Annotated in this window: 23 protein-coding genes and 1 tRNA gene; 19 read left to right on the top strand and 5 right to left on the bottom strand. The window is 68.0% G+C overall.

What is annotated here, in order from left to right:
- The first annotated feature begins 8 nt into the window (after positions 1-8).
- From sctC to EJP67_RS12715, 11 genes are all read left to right on the top strand, one after another.
- Complete coding sequence (gene sctC / locus EJP67_RS12665) at positions 9-1,769, top strand: type III secretion system outer membrane ring subunit SctC (RefSeq protein WP_240650630.1); 1,761 nt, start codon at positions 9-11, stop codon at positions 1,767-1,769.
- A gap of 2 nt (positions 1,770-1,771) precedes the next feature.
- Complete coding sequence (locus EJP67_RS12670) at positions 1,772-2,971, top strand: FHA domain-containing protein (protein ID WP_165909623.1); 1,200 nt, start codon at positions 1,772-1,774, stop codon at positions 2,969-2,971.
- Between the two features lie 147 nt (positions 2,972-3,118).
- Positions 3,119-3,325 (top strand): hypothetical protein, encoded by a 207-nt coding sequence (locus tag EJP67_RS12675; protein WP_021004014.1) that lies wholly within the window; start codon positions 3,119-3,121, stop codon positions 3,323-3,325.
- A gap of 57 nt (positions 3,326-3,382) precedes the next feature.
- Positions 3,383-3,796 (top strand): hypothetical protein, encoded by a 414-nt coding sequence (locus EJP67_RS12680; RefSeq protein WP_126022058.1) that lies wholly within the window; start codon positions 3,383-3,385, stop codon positions 3,794-3,796.
- A 7-nt stretch (positions 3,797-3,803) separates the two neighbouring features.
- Complete coding sequence (gene sctJ, locus EJP67_RS12685) at positions 3,804-4,613, top strand: type III secretion system inner membrane ring lipoprotein SctJ (protein ID WP_240650631.1); 810 nt, start codon at positions 3,804-3,806, stop codon at positions 4,611-4,613.
- A gap of 12 nt (positions 4,614-4,625) precedes the next feature.
- Positions 4,626-5,327: a SctK family type III secretion system sorting platform protein gene (locus EJP67_RS12690; RefSeq protein WP_126022059.1), complete on the top strand. Its 702-nt coding sequence runs from the start codon at positions 4,626-4,628 to the stop codon at positions 5,325-5,327.
- Complete coding sequence (gene sctL, locus EJP67_RS12695) at positions 5,309-5,950, top strand: type III secretion system stator protein SctL (protein WP_126022060.1); 642 nt, start codon at positions 5,309-5,311, stop codon at positions 5,948-5,950. The genes EJP67_RS12690 and sctL overlap by 19 nt, the downstream gene beginning before the upstream one ends.
- Positions 5,947-7,296, top strand: coding sequence for a FliI/YscN family ATPase (locus tag EJP67_RS12700; RefSeq protein WP_418121369.1), 1,350 nt, complete (start codon positions 5,947-5,949; stop codon positions 7,294-7,296). The genes sctL and EJP67_RS12700 overlap by 4 nt, the downstream gene beginning before the upstream one ends.
- Entirely contained in the window at positions 7,293-7,784 is a 492-nt protein-coding gene (locus tag EJP67_RS12705; protein ID WP_126022061.1) for a serine kinase, read from the top strand. The genes EJP67_RS12700 and EJP67_RS12705 overlap by 4 nt, the downstream gene beginning before the upstream one ends.
- A gap of 24 nt (positions 7,785-7,808) precedes the next feature.
- Complete coding sequence (sctT, locus tag EJP67_RS12710; protein ID WP_126022062.1) at positions 7,809-8,591, top strand: type III secretion system export apparatus subunit SctT; 783 nt, start codon at positions 7,809-7,811, stop codon at positions 8,589-8,591.
- Positions 8,592-8,603: 12 nt separating this feature from the next.
- On the top strand, positions 8,604-9,635 hold the full coding sequence (locus EJP67_RS12715) for an EscU/YscU/HrcU family type III secretion system export apparatus switch protein (protein ID WP_126022063.1): 1,032 nt from the start codon (positions 8,604-8,606) through the stop codon (positions 9,633-9,635).
- A 15-nt stretch (positions 9,636-9,650) separates the two neighbouring features.
- On the opposite strand, the gene EJP67_RS12720 is transcribed toward EJP67_RS12715, so the two are convergent.
- Positions 9,651-10,550 carry a helix-turn-helix domain-containing protein gene (locus EJP67_RS12720; protein WP_165909624.1) on the bottom strand — a complete coding sequence of 300 codons (900 nt, stop codon included), beginning with the start codon at positions 10,548-10,550 and terminating at the stop codon, positions 9,651-9,653.
- Positions 10,551-10,814: 264 nt separating this feature from the next.
- Between EJP67_RS12720 and EJP67_RS12725 the strand changes: the two genes are divergently transcribed.
- Entirely contained in the window at positions 10,815-11,753 is a 939-nt protein-coding gene (locus tag EJP67_RS12725; protein WP_126022065.1) for a helix-turn-helix transcriptional regulator, read from the top strand.
- 25 nt (positions 11,754-11,778) lie between these two features.
- Here EJP67_RS12725 and EJP67_RS12730 read toward each other — a convergent pair whose 3' ends face one another.
- Entirely contained in the window at positions 11,779-12,585 is an 807-nt protein-coding gene (locus EJP67_RS12730; RefSeq protein ID WP_126022066.1) for an AraC family transcriptional regulator, read from the bottom strand.
- Positions 12,586-12,696: 111 nt separating this feature from the next.
- Between EJP67_RS12730 and EJP67_RS12735 the strand changes: the two genes are divergently transcribed.
- Positions 12,697-13,509, top strand: a complete 813-nt coding sequence (locus EJP67_RS12735) for a sulfite exporter TauE/SafE family protein (protein WP_126022067.1) — start codon at positions 12,697-12,699, stop codon at positions 13,507-13,509.
- A 95-nt stretch (positions 13,510-13,604) separates the two neighbouring features.
- On the opposite strand, the gene EJP67_RS12740 is transcribed toward EJP67_RS12735, so the two are convergent.
- Positions 13,605-13,678 (bottom strand) — tRNA-Gly (locus tag EJP67_RS12740).
- Between the two features lie 116 nt (positions 13,679-13,794).
- Here EJP67_RS12740 and EJP67_RS12745 point away from each other — a divergent pair.
- A complete protein-coding gene (locus EJP67_RS12745) occupies positions 13,795-14,232 on the top strand; it encodes a hypothetical protein (protein WP_126022068.1) in 438 nt (145 codons plus the stop codon).
- A 269-nt stretch (positions 14,233-14,501) separates the two neighbouring features.
- The gene (locus EJP67_RS12750; protein ID WP_126022069.1) at positions 14,502-14,801 is read left to right on the top strand and encodes a hypothetical protein; all 300 of its coding nucleotides are present in this window, start codon (positions 14,502-14,504) and stop codon (positions 14,799-14,801) included.
- Between the two features lie 459 nt (positions 14,802-15,260).
- On the opposite strand, the gene EJP67_RS12755 is transcribed toward EJP67_RS12750, so the two are convergent.
- Both EJP67_RS12755 and EJP67_RS12760 read right to left on the bottom strand, forming a co-directional pair.
- Entirely contained in the window at positions 15,261-15,575 is a 315-nt protein-coding gene (locus EJP67_RS12755) for a hypothetical protein (protein WP_126022070.1), read from the bottom strand.
- 189 nt (positions 15,576-15,764) lie between these two features.
- Entirely contained in the window at positions 15,765-16,589 is an 825-nt protein-coding gene (locus EJP67_RS12760) for a ferritin-like domain-containing protein (RefSeq protein ID WP_126022071.1), read from the bottom strand.
- Between the two features lie 264 nt (positions 16,590-16,853).
- Here EJP67_RS12760 and alaS point away from each other — a divergent pair, with 264 nt between their 5' ends.
- From alaS to EJP67_RS12780, 4 genes are all read left to right on the top strand, one after another.
- On the top strand, positions 16,854-19,478 hold the full coding sequence (gene alaS, locus EJP67_RS12765) for an alanine--tRNA ligase (protein WP_126022072.1): 2,625 nt from the start codon (positions 16,854-16,856) through the stop codon (positions 19,476-19,478).
- 35 nt (positions 19,479-19,513) lie between these two features.
- Complete coding sequence (locus EJP67_RS12770) at positions 19,514-20,530, top strand: 2-dehydropantoate 2-reductase (protein ID WP_126022073.1); 1,017 nt, start codon at positions 19,514-19,516, stop codon at positions 20,528-20,530.
- Between the two features lie 54 nt (positions 20,531-20,584).
- Complete coding sequence (locus EJP67_RS12775; RefSeq protein ID WP_126022074.1) at positions 20,585-21,844, top strand: D-amino acid dehydrogenase; 1,260 nt, start codon at positions 20,585-20,587, stop codon at positions 21,842-21,844.
- 182 nt (positions 21,845-22,026) lie between these two features.
- Complete coding sequence (locus EJP67_RS12780) at positions 22,027-23,010, top strand: Bug family tripartite tricarboxylate transporter substrate binding protein (RefSeq protein WP_126022075.1); 984 nt, start codon at positions 22,027-22,029, stop codon at positions 23,008-23,010.
- Positions 23,011-23,040: the final 30 nt, after the last annotated feature.

Below are 23,040 nucleotides of genomic sequence, written 5' to 3' on the forward strand. Positions count from 1 at the left end.
TCCCCGAAATGACCGCCCCGCGCCTGAAAGCCTTCTGCCAGCGCCGCCTCGTGCTGTGGGGCTTCGCCGCGCTTGTGGTGCTGGCCATGTGCGCGCAGGCCCGTGCGGCCGAACTGCGCTGGAGCAACCGGCCGTTCCAGATCGTTGCCAACGAGAAGCCGCTGGCCGACTTCCTGCGCGAGCTGGCCTCGTCGCAGAACATCACGGCGGTGATCGACTCCAAGGTGGCCGGCACCATCAGCGGCAAGTTCGCCGGCCCCGCCCTGAGCACGCTCAACAGCGTGTGCGCGGTCAACGGGCTGACCTGGTACTTCGACGGCGCCTTCCTGTTCGTCGACCTGGCCTCCGACGCGAAAAGCGAGGTGCTGCCCATCGCGGCCGAGAACGCGGGGCGCATCGCCGAGACGCTGGTGCGCCTGCACATCTCCGACGAGCGCTATCCGCTGAGCATCAGCGAGCGCGACGCCAGCGTGTACGTGACCGGGCCGCGCCGCTACGTCGAGATGGTGCGCCAGGCGGTGAAGCTGGCCGACCAGAAGAGCGCGATGGCCGAGGGCGCCGAGATCCGGCTGTTTCCGCTCAAGTACGCCTGGGCCTCGGACTTCCGGATCAACCGCTCGGGAAAGGACACGGTCATTCCCGGCGTGGCCAACGTGCTGCGCAGCCTCTATGGCCGCAGCGGCGGGAACGCGCCGAGCGGCAGCGGCGGCCCGCGAGGCATGAGCGGCGGCATGTCGCTGGGCCCGAACCGGCAGATCAAGCTGCGCAGCGGCGAGACCATCAACGCGCCCAAGGTCGAGATCGCCGGGGCCGGCAGCGAAGCCATCGCGCAGGGCGGCATCGCGAACCTCGCGGGCGGCGAACTGCCGCAGTTCCAGGCCGATACGCGCATGAACGCCGTGCTGGTGCGCGACATGCCCGACAAGATGGCCCAGTACGCGAAGCTGATCGAGTCGATGGACGTGCGCCCGCGGCTGGTCGAGATCGAAGTGACCATCATGGACATCAGCTCCGACACGCTCAACAGCCTGGGCATCGACTGGCGCCTGCATGGCCGGCATGCCGACTTCCAGACCGGCCGCGGCGATCGCGGGCAGCTGACCTGGGGCGGCACAGGCAGCGAGGCAGGGCAGATCGGCAGCGCCGACGGCTCGGGCAATCCGCTCACGCCGCTGGGCGGCATGTTCACCGCCGCCATCGGCAACAGCGCGCGCAACTACCTGCTGGCCCGCGTGACCGCGCTGGCCACCAACGGCAATGCGAACTTCGTGGCGCGCCCGAAGGTGATGACGTTGGACAACACCGAGGCCGTGCTGGAGAACCTCAGCGAGTTCTACGTGCGGGTTGACGGCTTCCAGGACGCGGGGCTGTTCAGCATCACGGCGGGCACTGCGGTGCGGGTGACGCCGCTGGTCATCGACGAGAAGGCCTCGCGCGGCGTGATGATGTCCATCGACATCGTCGACGGCGACCTCAGTCCGATGTCGGTCGACAAGATCCCGATCGTGCGGCGCCGCACGGTCAACACGCAGGCGCTCGTGGAGGAGGGGGCGAGCCTGCTGATCGCGGGCTACTCGTCGGAGGAGAAGAGCAATGCCGTCACGGGCGTGCCGCTGCTCAAGGACATTCCCGGCGTCGGCGGGCTCTTCAGGTCGACGGAGAAGAAGCAGTCCAACATGGAGCGCTTCTACCTGCTGACGCCGCGCCTGGTGCTGCCGGGCGCCACGGCGAACCTGCCGGCACTGCCCTTGCCGGAAGTGGGAGGCTGAGCATGCACGACCCGGAAGAGATTTCCTTCGACGACGGCGACGTGCCGGCGGAAGCGGCCGGCATGGCACGGCCGGAGCGCCCCGCGCTGGGCGACGGCTGGTGCCTGCGCTTCCTCAGCGGCGCGGTGAAGGGCCGCACCATCGCGCTCAAGCCCGGGCTCAACGTGCTGGGCTCAGGCGGCGATTGCGAGGTGATGCTGCCCGGCGGCGACGTGCTGCCGCGCCACCTGGCGTTCACCGTGGGCGAGTTGGTGGTGTCGATGCAGCGCCTGAGCACGGCTTCGGCGCGGCTCAACGGCGAGGACATGCGGCAGGCGCGCAGAAGCGTGGTCGCGGGCGACGTGGTGAGCCTCGGGCAGATCGACTTCCAGCTCGACCGCAGCTACGTGCCGGACGTGCGCGAGGACCGCATGTTCGCCCCGGAGTACGAGGCGCGGCCTGGCGAGGGCGCGCTGGCGGGCACGTCCGGGGCTTCCTCGCGGCGGCGCCTCGGCTATTGGGCGGGTGGCGTGATGGCCCTGCTTGCGGTGATCGGCCTGGCCGCCGTGTCGCTCGGCGACGCGGGCGCGAGCGCGCGCCGCGCCGGGCACGTGGACCTGGCCGCGGTGGAAAAGGCGCTCGTGCCGTTCCCCGAGGTGGAAGTGGTGGCCGCGCAGGGCGGGCGGCTCGGCGTGAAGGGCTACGTGGAGTCGAGGCAGCGCCGCGAGGCCCTGCAGCAGGCGATGGAGCCCTTCGGCAGCCAGGTCGGCGTGAACGTGCACTCGGCCGAGGACATGGTCGAGCAGGCGCGCCGCTATGTGGGCGACCCCGGTGTGGCGGTCGCGTACACGGGGCAGGGCCGGCTGGTGCTCACCGGCACGGTGGAGGACGCCGCGGTGCGCCAGAAGATCCGCAGGCTCAGCGAAGACCTGCATCCGTCGGTGCTGGTCTTCGACAAGGTCCAGTACCGGGAGAAGCCCGTGGCCGAGAACAAGGACGCCGACGTGCGCGCGCAGTGGGACGGCTGGCAGAGCGTGCTGCCGGCGCGCATGGTGAGCATCACCGAGGACGGCAACGGCCTGCGGCACATCCAGCTGTCGAACGGCAGCCGCTACTACGAAGGCGCGATGCTGCGATCCGGTGCCGAACTCAAGCGCATCGACGCCGACGGGCTGGTCCTGAGCGGTGGCGTGCCCGACAGCAACAACAGGCGCGGGAGGTGAAGGCATGGCCATCGGCAGAGCCCGCCTCGCGCGCACCCCGGATTTCATGCGGCGCCGCATCCGTGCGCCGCGTGGAATGGTTCCGTCCCGCCGGGGCGGAGCGCTTCAACCCTCGTAAATCAATCCTTTCTTGACCAGGAGATACACATGGCAGGCGCAGTTGACAGCTCTATCCAGCAGATGAACCAGGCCGCAGCCGACAACGCGCGGCTGATGTCGGCCAGCATGGCCGCTTCCACCAGCATCCAGGGCGCGGCATCCACCGCGCACACGGTCAACGGTGCGAGCGCCGCGGGCGGCGAGGTGGCCAAGTCCACCGGCAACGACATCCGCCAGTCGGCCAAGTCCTCGTAAGCAGGTCCGCGCGATGCCCTGTCGCATCGCGCGGCCTTTTCCCCCAGGAGGTGAACCATGACCGATCCCACCGCGCTGGTCGCGGCAGGCACGCCGCCGGCCGGCGTGTCCGCGGCCGCCGCGCAGCAGCAGGCCGGCGCGCCTTCGCGCCTCGATCCGGGCGAGACCCGGATGTTCGCCAACATGATGCAGGGCGTGCAGGCGCCGCCGTCCTCGGTGGCCGCGCCCAGCGCGCTCGGCGACGCCGCCAAGGCGCTCGCGGCCCAGTTCTCCGGCAACGTGCGCTCCTACGAGGAGATGCGCCACAGCATGCTCGAGTCGATCGACATGTCCGACCCCATCAAGACCATGTTCGCGATGACCGACCACGCCATGGAGGCGCACATGATGTTCGCGAAGATGCACATTTCCACGGGCCTGGCGAGCGCCGCCACCAGCCTGTTCGGCACCTTGCTGAAGAACCAGCAATGAGGATGCCGTGAAGCCGCTGTCCCGCACTCTTTCTTCATTTCTTGCGCGCCGCGGCCGCTGGCTCGCGGCGCTGGCCCTGCTGGCGGCGCTGGGCGGCTGCAAGGTCGGCCTGTACTCCAACCTCAACGAGCAGGAGGCCAACGAGATCGTCGCTGCGCTGTCGGCCGAGGGCATCGACGCGGCCAAGAGCCGCGTGGAGGGCAGCAACTGGCAGGTCGAGGTGGACGAGAGCCGCATGGGCGTCGCGCTCGACGTGCTGCGTGCCCAGGGCCTGCCCCACGAGCGCTTCGCCACCATGGGCGAGGTGTTCCAGAAGCAGGGCCTGGTGTCCACGCCCTCCGAGGAGCGCATGCGCTACATCTACGCGGTCTCGCAGGAGCTCTCGCAGACGCTGCGCAACGTGGACGGCGTGGTGTCCGCGCGCGTGCACGTGGTGATCCCGGCCAACGACCCGCTGAGCGAGAAGATGCGGCCGTCGTCGGCCGCGGTGTTCATCAAGCACCGGCCGGATGTGGACATCCGGCTGCTGGCGCCGACCGTGAAGGACATGGTGGCGCACAGCATCGAGGGGCTGAGCCACGACCAGGTATCGCTGTCGCTCTTCGAGGCGCGCCGGCCGGTGGCGTCGGCTGCGGCCCTGGCGGGCGGCGCCAGGGAGCGTGCGATGGTGCTGGGCCTGTTCCCCGCGTCGACGGCGATGGTGCTGCTGGGGCTGCTGCTGCTGGCCGCCGTCTGCCTGCTGGTGCTGCCGGCGCTGCTGCGCAGGCAGGGCGTGGACTGGCGCAGCTGGACGCGCCGCCAGGTGTTCAGGCGCTGATCCGGAACAGGAATGCCGGCACCTACCCCCGCCACCCACGAAGCCCCGCAGGCCGGAACCGGCCCGATGGACCTCGTGCGCCTGGTGGTGCGCTTCAACCTGCACCCCGAGATCGGTCTTCACCCAAGCTGGCTGCCTGCCGACTGGCCGTCGCGCCACCGCGTCCCGGCACGGCTGGGGGAGGCGGGCCGCGCGGTGCTCGCCGACCAGCTGCGGCGAGCCCAGGGGCCGGACGCCGGCAGCGCCGACTACAACTTCGACGCACGCTTCAAGCGCGTGGCGCTGCTCGATGCCGACGCGCTGCGGCGGCTCGCCGCCTACCTCGGCTTCTGCGTGCACCTGCCGCTGTTCCGGCTGCGCGGCGGCGCGGGCGCGCAGATCCGCCGCCAGGCCCGCCGCTTCGATGCCGATGCGGTGGATTTCGTGCTCGACCGGGTGCCGTTGCTCACCGAACTGCGCATGGACAACGCGCTGCTGCAGCAGCGGCCCCTGTCGGCCGGCCGGGTCGCCGTCGAGCGCGGCCACCGGCTGCTGCTTGCCACGGCTGCGGCCGAAGGCGAGACGGTCCGCCGCCGCCTGGGGCACAAGCTGCCGCGCCGCGTCTCGGCGCTCGGCGTGCCGCAGTTGCAGCAGCGCCAACTCCAGCAACTCAACGAACTGATGCTCTCGTGCATCGTCCCCGAAAGACTGCCGCAATGGGACTGGCTTTTCTGATCACCACCGAGAACCTGCAGCTCCTGAGCGAGCGCAAGGTCCTGAAGGAGCACGAATACGCGGCGCTGCTCGACGCATCGACCGTGGTCGAGACGGCCCGGCGCGAGGCGCGCCGCATCGTGCAGCAGGCCACGCAGGACGCCGAGGCCGGCCGCAGGCAGGGCTACGAGGAGGGCCTGCGGCGCGCCAAGGAGGAATACGCGACCCAGCTGGTGACGGACACCATGGCCACCGAGCGACAGCTGCATGCGCTGCGCACGTCCATGGCGCAGGTCGTCGTCAAGGCCGTGGGGCAGTTCATCGCCGACGCGGACCCGGCGGCGCTGTTCGAGGCGGCGCTGCTGCGCGTCGACACGCTGATCCGCCAGGAGCCCTTCATCACCGTGCGCGTGGCGCCCGCGCAGGAGGCGATCCTGCGCGGGGTGATTGCGCGCCTGCGCAGCGAGGCCAACTGGAGCATGACCGTGCACTTCGTGGCCGATGCGGCGCTGCCCGTCGGCGCGTGCGTGGTGCAGACGGCCTCCGGCGTGCTGGACATCGGCGTGGACGCGCAGCTCGCCGCGTTCCGGCGCGCGGTGGAGCGCGGCGGCCTCGCCGAGACCCGGGAGGGGGCGCAATCGTGAACCCGGTGTCCGACGCGGCGCTTGGCATCGTCGCCGAGCTGGAACAGGCGCTGGGCCGCGTCACGCCGGTGGCGATCCGCGGGCGCGTCAGCAAGGCGGTGGGCATGCTGATCGACGCATCGGGCATCCAGGCCCATGTGGGCGAGCTGTGCGAACTGGTCACGCCGGGCGAGCCGCCGCTGCTGGCCGAGGTGGTCGGCTTCCGCGACAACACCGCCGTCCTCACGCCGCTCGGGCCGATCACCGGCATCTCGGCTTTGACCGAAGTGCTGCCCACGGGGCGCGGCCACGTCTGCCCGGTGGGCGCGGGCCTGCTGGGGCGCGTGCTCGACGCGCTGGGCCAGCCCATCGACGAACGGGGCCCGCTCAGGACCCGCACGCTGCTGCCGGTGCACCGCGATCCCGTGAGCCCGCTGGCGCGCCGGATGATCGAGGCGCCGCTGGCCACCGGCATCCGCGCGGTCGACAGCCTGCTCACGCTCGGCGAAGGGCAGCGCGTCGGCGTGTTCGCGCCGCCGGGCGTGGGCAAGAGCACCCTGCTGGGCATGCTCGCGCGCGGCGCGACGGCCGACGTGAACGTGATCGCGCTGATCGGCGAGCGCGGGCGCGAGGTGAAGGAGTTCATCGAGCACAACCTCGGCGCCGAGGGGTTGGCGAAGACGGTGATGGTGGTCTCGACCTCCGACCGGCCGCCGATGGAGCGCATCAAGTCCGCCTATGCCGCGACCACCATCGCCGAGCATTTCCGCGACCAGGGCAAGAAGGTGCTGCTGCTGGTCGATTCGCTCACGCGCTTCGCGCGCGCCCAGCGCGAGATCGGCCTGGCCAGCGGCGAACCGCCCACGCGGCGCAGCTATCCGCCGTCGATCTTCTCGATGCTGCCGCAGCTGCTGGAGCGCGCGGGGCAGGGCAGGACGGGCTCCATCACCGCCGTCTACTCGGTGCTGACCGAGGGCGACGAGGAGAGCGACCCCATCGCCGAGGAGGTGCGATCCATCCTCGACGGCCACATCGTGCTGTCGCGCAAGGCCGCTGCGGCCAACCGCTATCCGGCGATCGACGTGCTGGCGAGCATCAGCCGTGTAATGCCGCTGGTGACTTCGCGCGAGCACCGCGCGGCGGCGGCGCACTTTCGCAGCCTGCTGGCCAAGTACCAGGAGATGGAACTGCTCGTGCAGATCGGCGAATACAAGGCAGGCGGCGACGCGCTGGCCGACGAGGCAATCGGTGCGCGGCCGGCGATGCTCGACTTTCTGTCGCAGCCGCCGGACGCGAGCCTGCCCTATGCGCAATCTATCGAGGCATTGCAGCGGTTCGGCGGCGCCTCGTGGGAGCCGGGCCGATGAGCGCAGGCATCGACTGGAAGCTGCTGGTGGGCGTGCGCGAGCGCCAGAAGACGGTTGCCATGGGTGTCGTCGCGCGCGACCGGGCCGCCGCCGAGCAGAGCCGCGCCGAGCTGCAGCAGGCCCAGGCGTGGCAGCAGCAGCAGGTGCAGAGCAAGGCCGCGCACTGGCAGGCGACCGCCGACGCGCTGACGGACGGGCAATGCAGCGTGGCGCAGCTGCGCCACGCGGGTGCCTGGAGCGCCGCCCTCGATGCGCGGATCGCCGAGGCGAGCCGGCTTGCCGCGCAGGTCGGGCAGGCCCACGCGCTGCGCGAGAGCACGCTGGATGCCAGCCGCCGCAAGCTGCGCGCCGCCAGCGCAGAGGTCGAGAAGGCGCAGCAGATGCAACAGCGCAGCCGCGGCGAGCGGCAGCGCCTGCAGGAGCAGCGGCTCGACGAAGCGACCGAGGAAACCACGTCGCAGGCATGGGCCGCGCGGCGCTCGGCCTAGGCGCGCGGGAACGCACGGATCGCCATGGACCCCTCCATCGAACTGGCCAGCTTCGAGAGATTCTTCTCGTCGGTGGTGCTCACCCTGCCGCGCCTCTTCGCGATCTTCGCGGTGGTGCCCTTTCTCTCGGGCGGCATGATCACCGGCACCGTGCGCAACGGCCTGCTGCTGATGCTCGCTCTGTTCATGTCGCCGGTGGCGGGCGACATGCCCTCGGCTTCCATCGGCACCTGGGTGCTCATCGCGGGCAAGGAGGCCTTCATCGGCCTGATGCTGGGGCTGGGTTTCGGCATCTTCATCTGGGCGGTGCAGAGCGTGGGCGACCTGATCGACTTCCAGACCGGCTCCAGCAACGCGTCCTTCTTCGATCCCGTGGCGGGTCACGAGAACGGGCCCACGGGCGAGTTCCTCGGCTGGATGGTGATCACGCTGTTCGTCTCGGCCGGCGGGCTGCTCGCGATGCTGGGCGTAGTCGTCGACTCCTACCGGCTGTGGCCCGTGGCCTCGTTCTTTCCGAACCTGGGGCTGGTGATCGAGCAGTTCGCGATTCGCCAGGGGGACACGCTGTTCCTGTGGATCGTCAAGCTGGCCTCGCCGGTCATCTTCGTGCTGCTGCTGGTGGAGCTGGGCATGGGCCTGGTCAGCCGCGTGGCGCCGCAGCTCAACGTGTTCGTGTTCTCGCAGCCTCTCAAGAGCCTGCTGGCGCACCTGATGATGCTGCTGTTCGTCTTCTTCGTGTACGAGTCGCTGCAGGAATTCCTGCGGCCCGAGAACGGCGTGCTCGACTTCCTGCGCGCTACGCTCTAGCGCCCTTCGGCCATGGCGGAGAAAGACCAGGACCCCACTCCCAAGCGGCTGCGCGACGCGCGAAAGCGCGGCGAGGTGGTCTTCAGTTCGGACGTGGCCTCGACGGCGGTGTTCGCCGTGGTCGTGGTCTGCATGTGGCTGGGCGGCGGGGTGCTCTACAGCCTGCTGCGAGAGCTCTGGCTGCACGCCACCAGCACCAGCCTGCTGACGCGGCCGGAGGACCGCTTCGACGAGCTGCTGCTGCATACCGGGGAGGCGCTGCTTTGGGGCACGCTGCCCATCATGACCATCGCTGCCGTCGCTGGCATCGTGGGCTCCCTGGCCCAGGTGGGCGGCGTGGCGGCGTGGGAGCGCCTCAAGCCCGACGTGAACCGCATGAACCCGGCCCAGGGGCTGCAGCGCATCTTCTCCACCCGCAATCTCATCAACCTGCTGAAGATGAGCCTGAAGACGATGCTGCTCGCGGGCCTGATGTTCGTGATCGTGCGCGGCTTCGTCGATACCTCGCTCAAGCTCGGCTACGCGAGCCCCGCGGCCACCATGACCGCCGCGGCGCACATGGTGCTCGTGGCCTTCGGCTGGGCAACGGTGATCTATGCGCTGATGGCCGCGGTGGACTACACGCACGAGCACTACGAGTTCATGAAGCAGCAGCGCATGTCGATCGAAGAGGTCCGGCAGGAATACAAGGAGGTGGAGGGCGATCCGGTCAACCAGTCGCGCCGCCGCTCCGCGCACTTCGAGGCGGTGTATGCCAGCCTGGGCGACCGCGTGCGCATGGCCTCGGCCGTGATCCATTCGGCCCGCACGGCCGTCGCGCTGCAGTACCTCGGCGAGAACGACCTGCCGCGCGTGATCGCGCGCGGCGAGGGCGAGGTGGCCGCGCAGATCCGGCGCTTTGCCGGCGAGGGCCTGGTGCCGATGGAGTTCGAGCCCTCGCTGGCCGAGCGCATTTATGCGGAGGTGCCGGTGGACCAGCCGATTCCACGTTCGCTGTATGCACCCGTCGCCAGGCTCCTGCGTTGGGCGCAGGGCATCGGATGAAGCCGGGGCGGCGAGTTAGCCGGCGATGCCGTTCCTGGCCGAGGGCGGTTGGAGCGCATCGAGCGCGGCGAGCCTGCGGTAGTCGCCCGGCAGCACGGCATAGGTGCTCATGAAGGTCTTGTGCAGATGGCTCTGGTCGGTGAAGCCTGCCGCATGCGCCGCATAGGTGACGTGGGCGCCGCCGGCGATCAGGTCGCGGGCGTACTCGATGCGGTGGCCCACCAGCATCTCGTGCGGCGTGAAGCCCCATGCGGCGGTGAACCGGCGCTGCACGTGCACGGGGTGCCAGCCGACCGCATCGGCGAGGCTGTCGAGCGTCATGCGCTGATGAAAGCCCGACGCGATGAGGGCATAGAGCCGGTTCAGGCGCTCATCGCCGCTGTCGGGATGCGGGCGCTCTGCGTCGTGGGCTCCGTCCTCCGTGGGCGAGGGGGCGGGAAGCCATTGCGAGAGGCGCCGGCGAAGCAGTGCACGGCCCGCCGCGATGTCCTCGGGATCGCCGGTGCTCGTGGGGACGAAGAGCAGGCGGTGGCATTCGAGGAATTCGAGCGCCGCGGAGGCGTCGATGAAGACCGAGACTCCCGCATCGTCCTCCAGCCGTGCCAGCGGCGGGGTATCTTCCGCGGGGCTGATGCACCGTGCCACGGCGAGGCTGCAGAAGAGGGCGTCTTCGCGCCAGGCATGTGTGCGCGCCTGCACCGAGTGCCAGACATGCGGCGCAATGCGAAACAGAGCACCCGGCGGCACGACGGTGACGCGGGTGCCGCTGCGCACCTGGAGTTCGGTGTCGGCCACCGCGAGCGTGAAGCCCACGTGCCGGTGTGGCCGGACTTCGCGATGGCGAAACCGGTTGGTTGTGAACTGGAGTCCTGCGAGATCCGTGTCTCGCCAGTACTGGGAGGCGGGCAATGCCATGGAAGGGGGATGTGCGGAGGTTCGGCTTTTGCCTCGCGCTGTGTGCAGCAAGCATGCCAGCGCCGTCGTCATCTGTGAAGCCTCGGCCCGGCGAGGACCCGCGCAGGTCGCGCATTGTTCAAGCAAAGGTACTCAGTTGGATGCGCGAGCCCTGGCAAATGCGTCGGAAGCTAAAAATTTACAAGGCGATGACAACGCCCTTGCGGTACTTTGACCCAGGTCCGTCGTCCTTTCCGGCATGGCGGCACATCCATCAGGCCTTCCATGATTCTGTCCACCTTGTTTCATCGTGCCTCGCCTGCGCCGGCCTCCGAGGCGCAGGGATTCGATCCGGTGCCGCGGCCGCAAGCGGAGCCGCAACCCGCCAATCCGGTTCCGCAGTTCTATGCCGAAGAACACCTGTACATGCCGCGAAGCGTGCCGCCTCACGCCGGCGGCGTGCCGGCCATCGTCGGCAATCTGATGGATGCACCCGGCAGCGAAGCCCGCGCGGCGCTGGTGCGCAGCATGCTCCATGCGCTCGATTTCGACTGGCTGGGCTACGGCACGGTGGCGTACATGCGGGGCCACTGGTGGCCGCTGAGCTTCTTCACCGCCTACGCCAATCCCGAGTGGACCAGACGCTACTTCGCGCACAACTATTGCGGCGTCGATCTTCGGCAGCAGGGCGTGCCCGCGTCGAGCCTTCCACTGGCGTGGGACGTGGCCCGGCTCGAGGCGCTGGCGGCGGAGATTTCGGATGAGCTGAGCGAAGAGCGGCAGCGGTTCCTCGACGACCTGTATGCCAGCGGCATCCGCAGCGGGCTGCTGTTCCGCTTGGCGTCCCCCACGCATGTGAACCAGCATACGGTGATCAGCCTGCTGTCGCGCAGGCCCGGGAGCGACTGGATCAGCGACAGCGTGATCGGGCAGGGCCTGATCCTTGGGCTGGGCGTGCACGAATACGTGTCGCGCCACACGCGCATCGTCGGTGCGCCGGGCGCGGGCCGCATCGAGATCTCCGCGACGCAGCAGGACATCCTCCAGCAACTGCTCCAGGGGCGCAGCGACAAGGAGATCGCCAACCGGCTGGACCTGTCGTCCCACACCGTGGACTACCACATGCGGCAGCTGCGGCGCCGCTTTGCCGCGCGCAATCGGGTGCAGTTGGTGAATGCCGTGCAGCAGGGCGACAGCGATTTCGGAGTGCTCAGCGAGAACTGAGTTCGCCGGGAGGCTGTCCGTGCCTTCAATGCCCCAATTCGACTTGCCAGCCGGCGCGTTGACCGGACACCGAACGCGCAATCTCGGACGGGCGGAAGCCCAGGCGGCGGCGAAACATCGTCGAGAACGCGCCAGGGCTGTCGTAGCCGAGTTCTAGCGCGACGGCCGTCACCGGCTGCCCTTCGGCCAATCTGGAAAGCGCCGATATCAGGCAGGCGTGCTGGCGCCACTCGCCGAAGGCCATGCCGGTCTCGGCGCGGAAGAAGCGCGTGAACGTGCGTTCGCTGCGGTGCAGTTGCTGCGCCCATTCGCCGGCGGTGGCGCGGATGTCGGGTGCGTAGAGAAACTCCACGCACAGGGCGTGAAGCGTGCCGTGCCTGGGCAGCGGCGCGAAGATCGGGAGCGTGGCCGCGCGCGCGATCTCCGCGAGCGCGAGGCGCATGACCATGCCGTCCCTGCCTTGTTCGTCATAGAGCGCCTTCACGTCCGTCGCCTCCAGCAGCAACTGCCGCAGAAGAGGCGAAACGAGCAGCACTTCGCAGCGAGACCCTTCGCGCGGCGCTGCCCTCGGCTCGATATAGAGACTGCGCGTACTGACACCCACCATGCGTACGCGATGCGGTTTGCCCGCCGGGATCCACACCCCGCAATGCGGAGGCACGACCCACGCGCCGTCGTCCGTGCCGACCTCCATGAGACCCGTCGCGCCGTAGAGAAACTGCGCTCGACGATGCTGATGCATCTCCAGGAGCGTTCCGCGCGCGTAGTCGGTGCCGATGGCGAGCACTTCGCGTTCGAGTGCGTCGACGCTGTCCAAAGGTACGTTTCTCATCGAAATCCGCGAAATCCGCTGTTGGCTGAAACGCGAACATTCTTGTCCAGACTCCGAAAGCCGGACAGCGCCAGCAGCCATAACCTTTCAGGAATCGAAGGACTGATTGCGATGGAACTCTACTTCTGGCTTGCCGCCTGCGGCACGCTCGCCGGCGTGACCACGGTGCTCTTCGGTTTCGGCGGTGGCTTCGTGGTGGTTCCGCTGCTCTACCACTTGCTGACGCACATGCGCGGACCGGAAACACCGGCTGCGCCCCATGCGATGCAGATCGCGGTTGCGACCTCGACGTGCGTGATGATCTTCGGATCGGCGATGGCAACGGCGAAGCACCAGCGCGCGGGATCGCTGGATTGGGCGGTCATCAAGCCGCTGGTCTTCGCCATTGCCGCCGGCAGCGTGCTCGGGGCAGCAACCGCGGCCGCGGTGGAGGGCAGCTGGTTGCGCTGGGCTTTCATCGCCTACGTCAGCCTGACCGTTCTGGACTGCTGGCTCCGGCCCGGCTTTCTCCTGCAGCCGGCGCGAGAGGCCCGGCCCGCCCGGGCACGAAACGCATTGACGGGCATCGTCATCGGCTGGATCGCGGCCTTGCTTGGAGTGGGGGGCAGCGTCATGACAGTCCCGTTGCTTCGCCGCAGAGGAGTGAGCATGACCGGCGCGACGGCCATGGCCAATCCGCTGACGCTTCCCGTCGCCTTGGCCGGGACGGCGACTTACGCGGCGCTTTCCTGGGGTGGAATGGCGTCCCTGGGGGCCGGGTATGTGGGCTATGTGGACCTGAGGGCGTTCCTTGCCCTGGTCGCGGGCTCATATGCCGGGATACGCATGGCTTCGCCGTTCATCGGGCGGATTCCCGATCAGGTACACGCCAGGGTGTATGTCGGGCTGCTGATTGCAGTGGTGGCGTCGATGTTGATCGGCTAGGCGGGGTGCCAGCGACCAGCCAGGTGGGGAGCTCCGTCCGATCGGATCTGGTGAGGACCTCTTGGGAGCCTTCAGGATCGCCTGGGACCCTTGGTTGGAGCGGGTGAAGGGAATCGAACCCTCGTATGAAGCTTGGGAAGCTGCCGTTCTACCATTGAACTACACCCGCATCTGGCAAGCCGCCGATTGCAAGGCTGCAGCCGGCGACAGGCGGGAGTATAGATGCATGCCATCCGAGGTTCGCGCCGCCGCGCGGGCCAGCCGACCCAACACGCCATACCGAGCATGAAATCCAAGCCCTTTCGATTCGCCCTCAACGCCTTCCTGGCCGTGACCGCAGGCTCGGCCTTTGCCGGAACGATCACCTGCGTCCCCGCGCCGGGCGGTACCGGCCCGGCTCCCTGGATCCGCAAGATCGCCATCGACGAGCACTCGCGCACCGTCAACATGGACATCGTCCGCCACAGGACAAAAGACACGAACACCATGGGCAAGATGAGGGCGGAGTTGCTGGGCATGGAAGAGACCCAGGGCGGCGAGCCCGCCTACGTCTTCAACGCGATTCCGGCTGCGGGCGACGAGGCCACGAACCTCTTCAGGCTGTTCAAGGCGGGCGAGTGGCGGCTGATCAGCGCGGGGGTGGTGTTCATCGGCAAGGTGCCGACGCTGCGGGCGATCGAGCCGGGCAGGGTCTTCGATTGCAAGCGATCGGACCTTGGATAGCCGGTCGGCAAGCGCTGCGAAATTTTTTTCGGGCGCTGCCTCTTTGGCGGGCATCGTGTTGCAAGCCACGCCAGGCAAGGCTTCCGAGCGATGCGCACACAGTTTTCCACAGCATTGTCCCCATCGAGGCGGGAAAACCTGTCATTGGCTTGTGGTATGGCGAATTCGTAGTGAAAAAGGGTAGCCCGAGGGTAGGCGCGCTCCGACAGACTCGGCGGCGAGCGCAGAGGAACATCGTCTGCACCGCATCCTGCGGAAAGGAGCGTGAAATGACGTTCGACTTCTTGTTTCGCCCGAACCACACCGCGTACCTTCGACGCGCGGCGGCCCTCCTGGAAGAAGCCCAGATGGCGCGCATCGAGCACCAGGCGGCGGCAGAGCATCACAGCGCGCTTGCCCGGATGTACGCCGAACGCGTCAGGCGTCTTGAGAACGAGCTCTATCGCCAGCCGCAGGGCGCGGCACATGGTGCAGCAGGGCTGGCGGCGGAAGCCGGTTCCGCGGACGAACGGCCACAGCTGTACTCGCTGGACGGAAGCCGCAAGCCGGGGCTGACCTCGGCGAGCTGAGCCGGAGCGGACAAAGGGCGGCGAGCCTCGGCCCGTGCCGGGGCCGCGTTGTGGTGCGGCCAAAAAAATACCCGCCGAAGCGGGTTCGAGTTGCCCTTGTGGGCACGCTCTAAGCACTGACAGAGAGCTCTTCTTTTATGCGGCCCTGTTGCGTGACAGCATCGGTATCGTCGGCGCTCGCCCTGCGAGCGCGTGTCAGCCGGAAACAGGTAGTCGCCGTAGGACACTCATTAAAACGTGAACTATTTGGCAGATTTGCGGGGAGGCAGGGTCTTTCGGGACTGCTCGGTCGTATTCCTCACTTCGAAGTGTCGGTCCTGTCCGACAAGGCGGCGGCGCATGAAGCCCTAGATTTTGTGGGCTCGCTTTGAAGTGCGAGTTCTCTGTGCGTGACAGCACCAAGAGGTTCAACCCAGCCTTAGCGCTGGGTTTTTTTTGCTCGGCGTCTGCGTGCTTGCGTCAGAAAAGCTCGAACCGGAAGGTGGTGGTCTGAGGCTGGCTGAGCAGCGGGGTGGCAATCTCGCTGGCGTGCTCCCAGGCCTCGCGCCAGAGGCGGGCGTTGGCGATCTGAGATTCGCTCATCGAGTCGATGCCGGATTCGAGCTGGTTAAGCCAGGCCCGGTAGCACTTCACCAGGCGCGAAGAGGGACCGATGCGCTGCTCGAGCAACCGCAGGAACGTGAAGCGCACCTCCATCAGGTCCCGGATGGTCAGGCTGGTTCCGTCCAGCCGGATGGTGTAGAGCTGCTCGCGGTTGGCTGAGTGATCGAACATCGGACGCGCATGCAACAGGGCCGCGAGCCGACTTGCCAGCGGCGCATGCAGCCGCGCTTGTCCGAAGGTCTCAGGCCTTGTCTCTATCTGGATAGAAAGGGGTGACCGGAAATATTAGCCAAGCACCTGTTGTGCGAAATGGAATCCGGGTTCCGGTTTGTCGCGATGAGTGAACCACTTGCGCGCTGTTCAGCGCAGGAACACATGCTCCATGAACTGCCTGATCGGGTACTGGATCACCGTTTGTACCTTCGCCGGCAGTTCCAGCGGCCGCATCAGCATCTTGAGCGTGGTGCCCGGGCTCAGGTGGGTGCGGATGGTGCTGTTCATGTCGGCGCTCAGGCGCTGCACGTAGGCCATGTCGTCGGCGCGTTCGGGCGAACGCGTCCTGACCACGTGGCGGATCGCGCAGTCGGCGTCCTCGCTCTTCAGTTCGAGCGTGCGCCGGCCGATGGTGCCCATCACGCGCAGGCGGCCCAGCTTCTCCTGCTCGCGGTAGCGCCGGTAGTAGCGGTAGAAGTGCTTGTAGTGGTTGACTTCGTCGGTGGCGATGCGCGTCGCCAGGTCCTGAAGCACGGGTTCGTCGGTACAGCGGGCCATGGCGCGGTAGTAGGTGGCGGTGCCGGTCTCGACCACGCAGCGGGCGGTCATCTCGAGGCCTCGGGTGGGGGCGAGCAGCTCGACCTTGCAGTAGGTCGCGTATTCCTCCAGGAAGTTGCCGTAGGCGGTGTCCCAGTCGAACTCCGGCCATACGTGGCGCACGTAGGCGCGCAGGGCCTTGCCGTGCTGCAGTTCCTCGAGTTCCCAGTGCTGGGAGAGCCAGTCGGTGACTTCCTGGTCGCCCTTGAAGAAGTCCACCAGGTTGTGCGTGTACAGGTCGGAGCCGCTCTCGATGAAGGAGGCGGAGGTCACCAGATAGAAGAGGTTTTCGTCCGGGCGTACCTTGTCGAGCGCGATGCGCGAGAAATCCAGGTCTTCGATCGTCCAGTGCCTTTCGGCATCTTGGCTTGCCATGCGAACTCCTTGATCTTTTTTGTCCGTACAAGTACGGATGGCGCAGCCCCTCGTTGGTTCTCGTTTTTTGCGCCAGGACACATATTAGCCGTGGAGTGAGCATTGCGCTGTCGTCCGGCAGCCCTTGGCCGGCGCGGGCCGCATGGCCAAACCTATAATCGTTTGTTCAAGCAAATCAAGCAGTTAGGCCGGTTCGCCGCAGTGGGTTCGACATGAGGGTCGCCATCGCCGCGCCGCCCTCGACGGCAGAAGACGAATCCAAAGATGAGCCAGCCCACATTCACGGTCGCGGACATCCGCAAGACCTTTATCGATTTCTTCGCTTCCAAGGGCCATACGGCGGTGCCGTCGAGCCCCCTCGTGCCGGGCAACGACCCGACGCTGATGTTCACCAATTCGGGCATGGTGCAGTTCAAGGACGTGTTCCTCGGCACCGACAAGCGCCCCTACAACCGTGCGGCCTCCGTCCAGGCCTGCCTGCGCGCCGGCGGCAAGCACAACGACCTCGAGAACGTGGGCTACACCGCCCGCCACCACACCTTCTTCGAGATGCTGGGCAACTGGAGCTTCGGCGACTACTTCAAGCGCGAGTCGCTCACCTGGGGCTGGGAGCTGCTCACGCAGGTCTACAAGCTGCCGGCCGACAAGCTGCTGGCCACCGTCTACCACGAGGACGACGAGGCGTACGACATCTGGACCAAGGAAATCGGCCTGCCGCCCGAGCGCGTGATCCGCATCGGCGACAACAAGGGCGGCAAGTACAAGTCCGACAATTTCTGGATGATGGCCGACACCGGCCCTTGCGGCCCGTGCTCCGAGATCTTCTACGACCACGGCCCGCACATCCCCGGCGGCCCCCCGGGCAGCCCCGAGGAGGACGGCGACCGCTTCATCGAGATCTGGAACCACGTGTTCATGCAGTTCGACATGCAGCCCGACGGCAGCGTGGTCAAGCTGCCCGCTCCCTGCGTCGACACCGGCATGGGCCTGGAGCGCCTGGCCGCGATCCTGCAGCACGTGCACAGCAACTACGAAATCGACATCTTCGACGCGCTGATCAAGGCCGCCGCGCAGGCCACCGGCACGCAGGACCTGTCGAACAATTCGCTCAAGGTGATCGCCGACCACATCCGCGCCACCTCGTTCCTGGTGGCCGACGGCGTGATCCCGTCGAACGAAGGCCGCGGCTACGTGCAGCGCCGCATCATCCGCCGCGCCATCCGCCACGGCTACAAGCTCGGCCAGAAGAAGCCCTTCTTCCACAAGCTGGTGCCCGAACTGGTGCGGCTCATGGGCGAGGCCTACCCCAAGCTGGTCGCCGACGAGAAGCGCATCACCGACACGCTCAAGGCCGAGGAAGAGCGCTTTTTCGAGACGCTGGCCAACGGCATGGAAATCCTCGACGCGGCGCTGGCCGGCGACGCCAAGGTACTGCCAGGCGACGTGGCCTTCAAGCTGCACGACACCTACGGCTTCCCGCTCGACCTCTCGGCTGACGTATGCCGCGAACGCGGCGTGAGCGTCGACGAGGCCGGCTTCAACGCCGCCATGGAAAAGCAGAAGGCCGCGGGCCGTGCTGCCGGCAAGTTCAAGATGGACCGCAACGTCGATTACGCCGGCGCGGGCAACGTCTTCACCGGCTACGAGAAGCTGGAAGAAAGCGCCAAGGTCGTCGCTCTGTACTTTGAAGGCTCCGCCGTCGCTGAGCTCAAGGAAGGCCAGCCCGGCATCGTCGTGCTCGACACAACCCCGTTCTATTCGGAAAGCGGCGGCCAGGTCGGCGACCAGGGCGTGCTCGTGGCCGAAGGCGTGCAGTTCGGCGTGGAAGACACGCAGAAGATCAAGGCCGACGTGTTCGGCCACCACGGCACACAGACCCAGGGCACGCTGAAGGTCGGCGACACGGTCAAGGCCGCGGTCGACACCGCGCGCCGCGCCGCCACCATGCGCAACCACTCGGTCACCCACCTGATGCACAAGGCCCTGCGCGAAGTGCTCGGCGGCCACGTGCAGCAGAAGGGCTCGCTGGTCGATGCCGACAAGACGCGCTTCGACTTCGCGCACAACGCGCCCGTCACGCACGAGCAGATCCTGGAGATCGAGAAGCGCGTGAACGCCGAGATCCTCGCCAACACCGAGACGCACGCTCGCGTGATGGACATGGAGTCGGCCCAGAAGACCGGCGCGATGATGCTGTTCGGCGAGAAATACGGCGAGACCGTGCGCGTGCTCGACATCGGCACCAGCCGCGAGCTGTGCGGCGGCACCCACGTGGGCCGCACGGGCGACATCGGCCTGTTCAAGATCGTTAGCGAAGGCGGCGTGGCCGCCGGCGTGCGCCGCATCGAGGCCGTCACCGGCGCGAATGCGCTCTCCTACCTGCAGGATCTCGAATCGACCGTGCAGAGTGTGGCCGCCACGCTCAAGTCGCCGGCCGCCGAGCTGCAGGGCCGGCTCTCGCAGGTGCTGGAGCAGGTGAGGGCGCTCGAGCGCGAAGTGGGCGCGCTCAAGGGCAAGCTGGCTTCGTCGCAGGGCGACGAGCTCGTGTCGCAGGCCGTGGACGTCAAGGGCATCAAGGTGCTGGCCGCCAAGCTCGAAGGCGCCGACGCCAAGACGCTGCGCGAGACCATGGACAAGCTCAAGGACAAGCTCAAGACGGCAGCCATCGTGCTTGCCGCCGTCGACGGCGAGAAGGTGCAGATCGCGGCCGGCGTCACGGCCGACAGCACGGCCAAGGTCAAGGCTGGCGAGCTGGTCAACTTCGTGGCCCAGCAGGTCGGCGGCAAGGGCGGCGGCAAGGCCGACATGGCCATGGCCGGCGGCACCAATGCGGCGGGCCTTCCGGCTGCGCTGCAATCGGTGCAGGCCTGGGTCTCCGAACGCGCCTGACGGCCGGCAGCGCCACCGGAACGAGCACGCCACCCATGCCAGAAGCGATCCCCGGTGAAGTGCTTGTGATGGGGGCGGGCACCATCGGGTGCTTCATCGGCGGAAGCCTGGCGGCGGCGGGCGTGCCCGTCACCTTCGTCGGCCGTCCGCGCGTGCTCGAGAAGCTCGCCAAACATGGCCTGACGCTCACCGACATCGACGGCGCGACGCACAGGCTGCCTGCCGACAGGCTGCGCCTGAGCGGGCAGGTGCCCGCCGGCGCACGGCCCGCGCTGGTGCTGCTGTGCGTGAAGAGCGGCGCCACGGCCGAGGCCGCGGGCGAACTGGCCTTCTCGCTGCCGGCAGGCACTGCGGTGATCTCGCTGCAGAACGGCATCTCCAACTGCGCGGCCGCCGCGCAGACCGGCCCTTCGCTCAATGTGCGCGCCGGCATGGTTCCCTACAACGTGGCCGAGATCGGCCCCGGCGCCTTCCACCGCGGCACCGGCGGCCGGCTGGCCGCGGAAGACGACGCGGTGCTTCGCCCATGGCTTCCCGTATTCGAGCGCGCCGGCGTGCCGCTCGACCTGCATGCCGACCTTTTGCCCGTGCAGTGGGGCAAGCTCATGCTCAACCTCAACAACCCCGTCAACGCGCTTTCGGGCCTGCCGCTGCGCGAGGAGCTCATGCAGCGCGGCTACCGCCGCTGCTTCGCTTCGCTGATCGAGGAGGCGCTGGGCATCCTCAACGTCGCGGGCATCGCCCCGGCGCAGGTCGCGGCGGTGCCGGCGCACCGGCTGGTGAGCCTGCTGCGGCTGCCCGACTGGATCTTCCGCATCGTCGCGGCGCGCATGCTGCGCATCGATGCCAAGGCGCGCTCGAGCATGGCCGACGACCTTGCGCTCGGCCGCCGCACCGAGATCGACGCGCTCAGCGGCGAGGTGGTGCGCCTCGCGCAGGAGCACGGCCTGAGCGCGCCGCGCAATTCGCGCATGGTTTCGCTGCTCGAGGCCTGGCCGCAACAGCCGAAGCGCTGGACGGCACGGCAATTGCAGGACGCGCTGGGCTTGTAACGTCCGGCCCTGTACCCTCGGCTGCGTCACGGCAGCTTCAAAAGGGTTGTTCTCATGCGGGTCCTGATTCTCGGCAGCGGTGTCATCGGCACCTCGATCGCGTATTACCTGGCGCGTGCCGGTCACGAGGTGACGGTGCTGGAGCGTCGGCCGGCGCCCGCGCTCGAAACCAGCTTTGCGAACGCGGGCGAAGTCTCGCCCGGCTACTCGGCGCCATGGGCCGGGCCCGGCGTGCCGGTCAAGGCCGTCAAGTGGATGCTGATGCAGCACAGCCCGCTGGTCATCAAGCCGATGCTCGATCCGGCGATGTGGCGCTGGGGCCTTGCGATGCTGCGCAACTGCACGCAGGCGCGCTACGAGATCAACAAGAGCCGCATGGTGCGGCTCGCCGAATACAGCCGCGATTGCCTGAAGGAACTGCGCGCCGGCACCGGCATCGCCTACGACGAGCGCATGCAGGGCACGCTGCAGCTCTTTCGCACGCAGCAGCAGCTCGACGGCACCTCGAAGGACGTCGAAGTACTGCAGGCCTCGGGCGTGCCCTACCAGTTGCTCGACCGTGAAGGCTGCGTGCAGTACGAGCCCGCGCTCGCGGCGGTGAAGGGCAAGTTCGTCGGCGGTTTGCGGCTGCCGGGCGACGAGACTGGCGACTGCTTCAAGTTCACGCAGGCGCTGGCGAAGCTGGCCGAGGCCGAGGGCGTGAATTTCAGGTTCGGCGTCAACATCCAGGCTCTCGAGCACGACGCCGTCAAGGGCATCACTGCGGTGCGCACCGATGCCGGCAGCTTCACGGCCGATCGCTACGTGGTCGCGCTCGGCAGCTATTCGCCCGCGCTGGTCAGGCCGCTGGGCATCCGGCTGCCGGTGTATCCGGTCAAGGGCTTCTCGATCACGGTGCCGATCACCGACGCCAGTGGCGCGCCCGAATCGACGGTGATGGACGAGACCTTCAAGGTGGCGGTCACGCGCCTGGGCGATCGCATCCGCGTGGGCGGCACCGCGCAGCTCTCGGGCTTCGACCTGCGGCTCAACGAGCGCCGGCGCGACACGCTCGAGCACGTCGTGACCGACCTGTTCCCCAAGGGCGGCAGCGTGCGCGACGCTTCCTTCTGGACTGGCCTGCGCCCCATGACGCCCGACGGCACGCCCGTGATCGGCTCCACCCGCATTCCCAACCTGATGCTGAGCACCGGCCACGGCACCCTCGGCTGGACCATGGCCGCGGGCACAGGCCGCGTAATGGCCGACCTGATTGGGGGCAGGGCGCCCGGCATCGACATGGAGGGCCTCACCGTGGCGCGCTACGGCGGCTGACGCTTCGCTCCTTCTCCTCCACGCCAGGACAGGGCGGCCCGAAAGGCCGCCCTGTTTTCGTTGTGACACAAGAATTGGGGTTTTCCCTTAGTCATGAAGTTGTCTTCTTCGATATTCTTCGTGGCGTTCCATTAATAAATCGTTGTTTCTTTAGTGAGACAAAACCGAGCCAAACGGACACGATGAAACAGACACGCCGCCTTGCCATCGCCGCCGCCATTTCCATGGCCGCCGCTTGCGCCTCCGGACTCGCCTGGGCAGCCGACAGCTACCCCGTCAAGCCGATCACGCTGGTCGTCGCCTATCCGGCCGGTGGCGACACCGACGCGCTGGCGCGGCTGTTCGCCGAGAAGCTGTCGACGCGCGTCGGCCAGCCCGTGGTGGTCGACAACCGCCCCGGCGCCAGCGGCATCATCGGCAGCGCCTATGTGTCGAAGGCCACGCCCGACGGCTACACGCTGCTGCTCGCGCCCAGCACCTTCTCGATCGCGCAGCTGGTGCTCAAGACCAACGGCTCGGGCTACGACGTGCTCAACGGCTTCACGCCCATCGTGCAGACGGGCAGCCAGCCGCTGTTCCTCGTGGCCGGCGGCAACAGCGGCCTCTCCACGGTGAAGGACGCCGTGGCCGCGGCCAAGGGCGGCAAGACGCTGAGCTACGCGAGCCCGGGCAGCGGCTCGCCGATGCACATCCTGGGAGAGATGTTCGCCCGCGCATCCGGCACCACGCTCGCGCATGTGCCCTACAAGGGCGTGGCGCCCGCCATCAACGACGTGCTGGGCGGCCACGTGCCCGTCACCTTCATCACGCTGGGGCCGGTGGCGCCGTACATCGCCAACGGCAAGCTGCGCCCGCTGGCCGTGGCCTCGGCCCAGCGCTCGCCGCTCGCGCCCAACGTGCCCACGCTGGCCGAGCAGGGCTACAAGGACGTCGAGGTGACGGCCTGGAACGGCCTCTGGGGCCCGCGCAACCTGCCGCCCGAGATCGTGAAGACGCTCAACGGCCACTTCAACGAGATCCTGAAGATGCCCGAGATCGTCTCTCGCATGGCCGTGCTCGGCACCACGCCCGTGGGCGGCGACGCCGAGGTGCTCGGCAAGACCAACGCCGCCGACTACGCGCGCTTCGGCAAGGTGATCAAGGAACTCGGCATCCAGGCCGACTGACCCCCGCGACCGATCCACGGACCTCATTTC

Origin of the sequence: Variovorax guangxiensis (assembly GCF_003952165.1) — a bacterium.
In the GTDB taxonomy this organism is placed as follows: Bacteria; Pseudomonadota; Gammaproteobacteria; order Burkholderiales; family Burkholderiaceae_C; genus Variovorax; species Variovorax guangxiensis.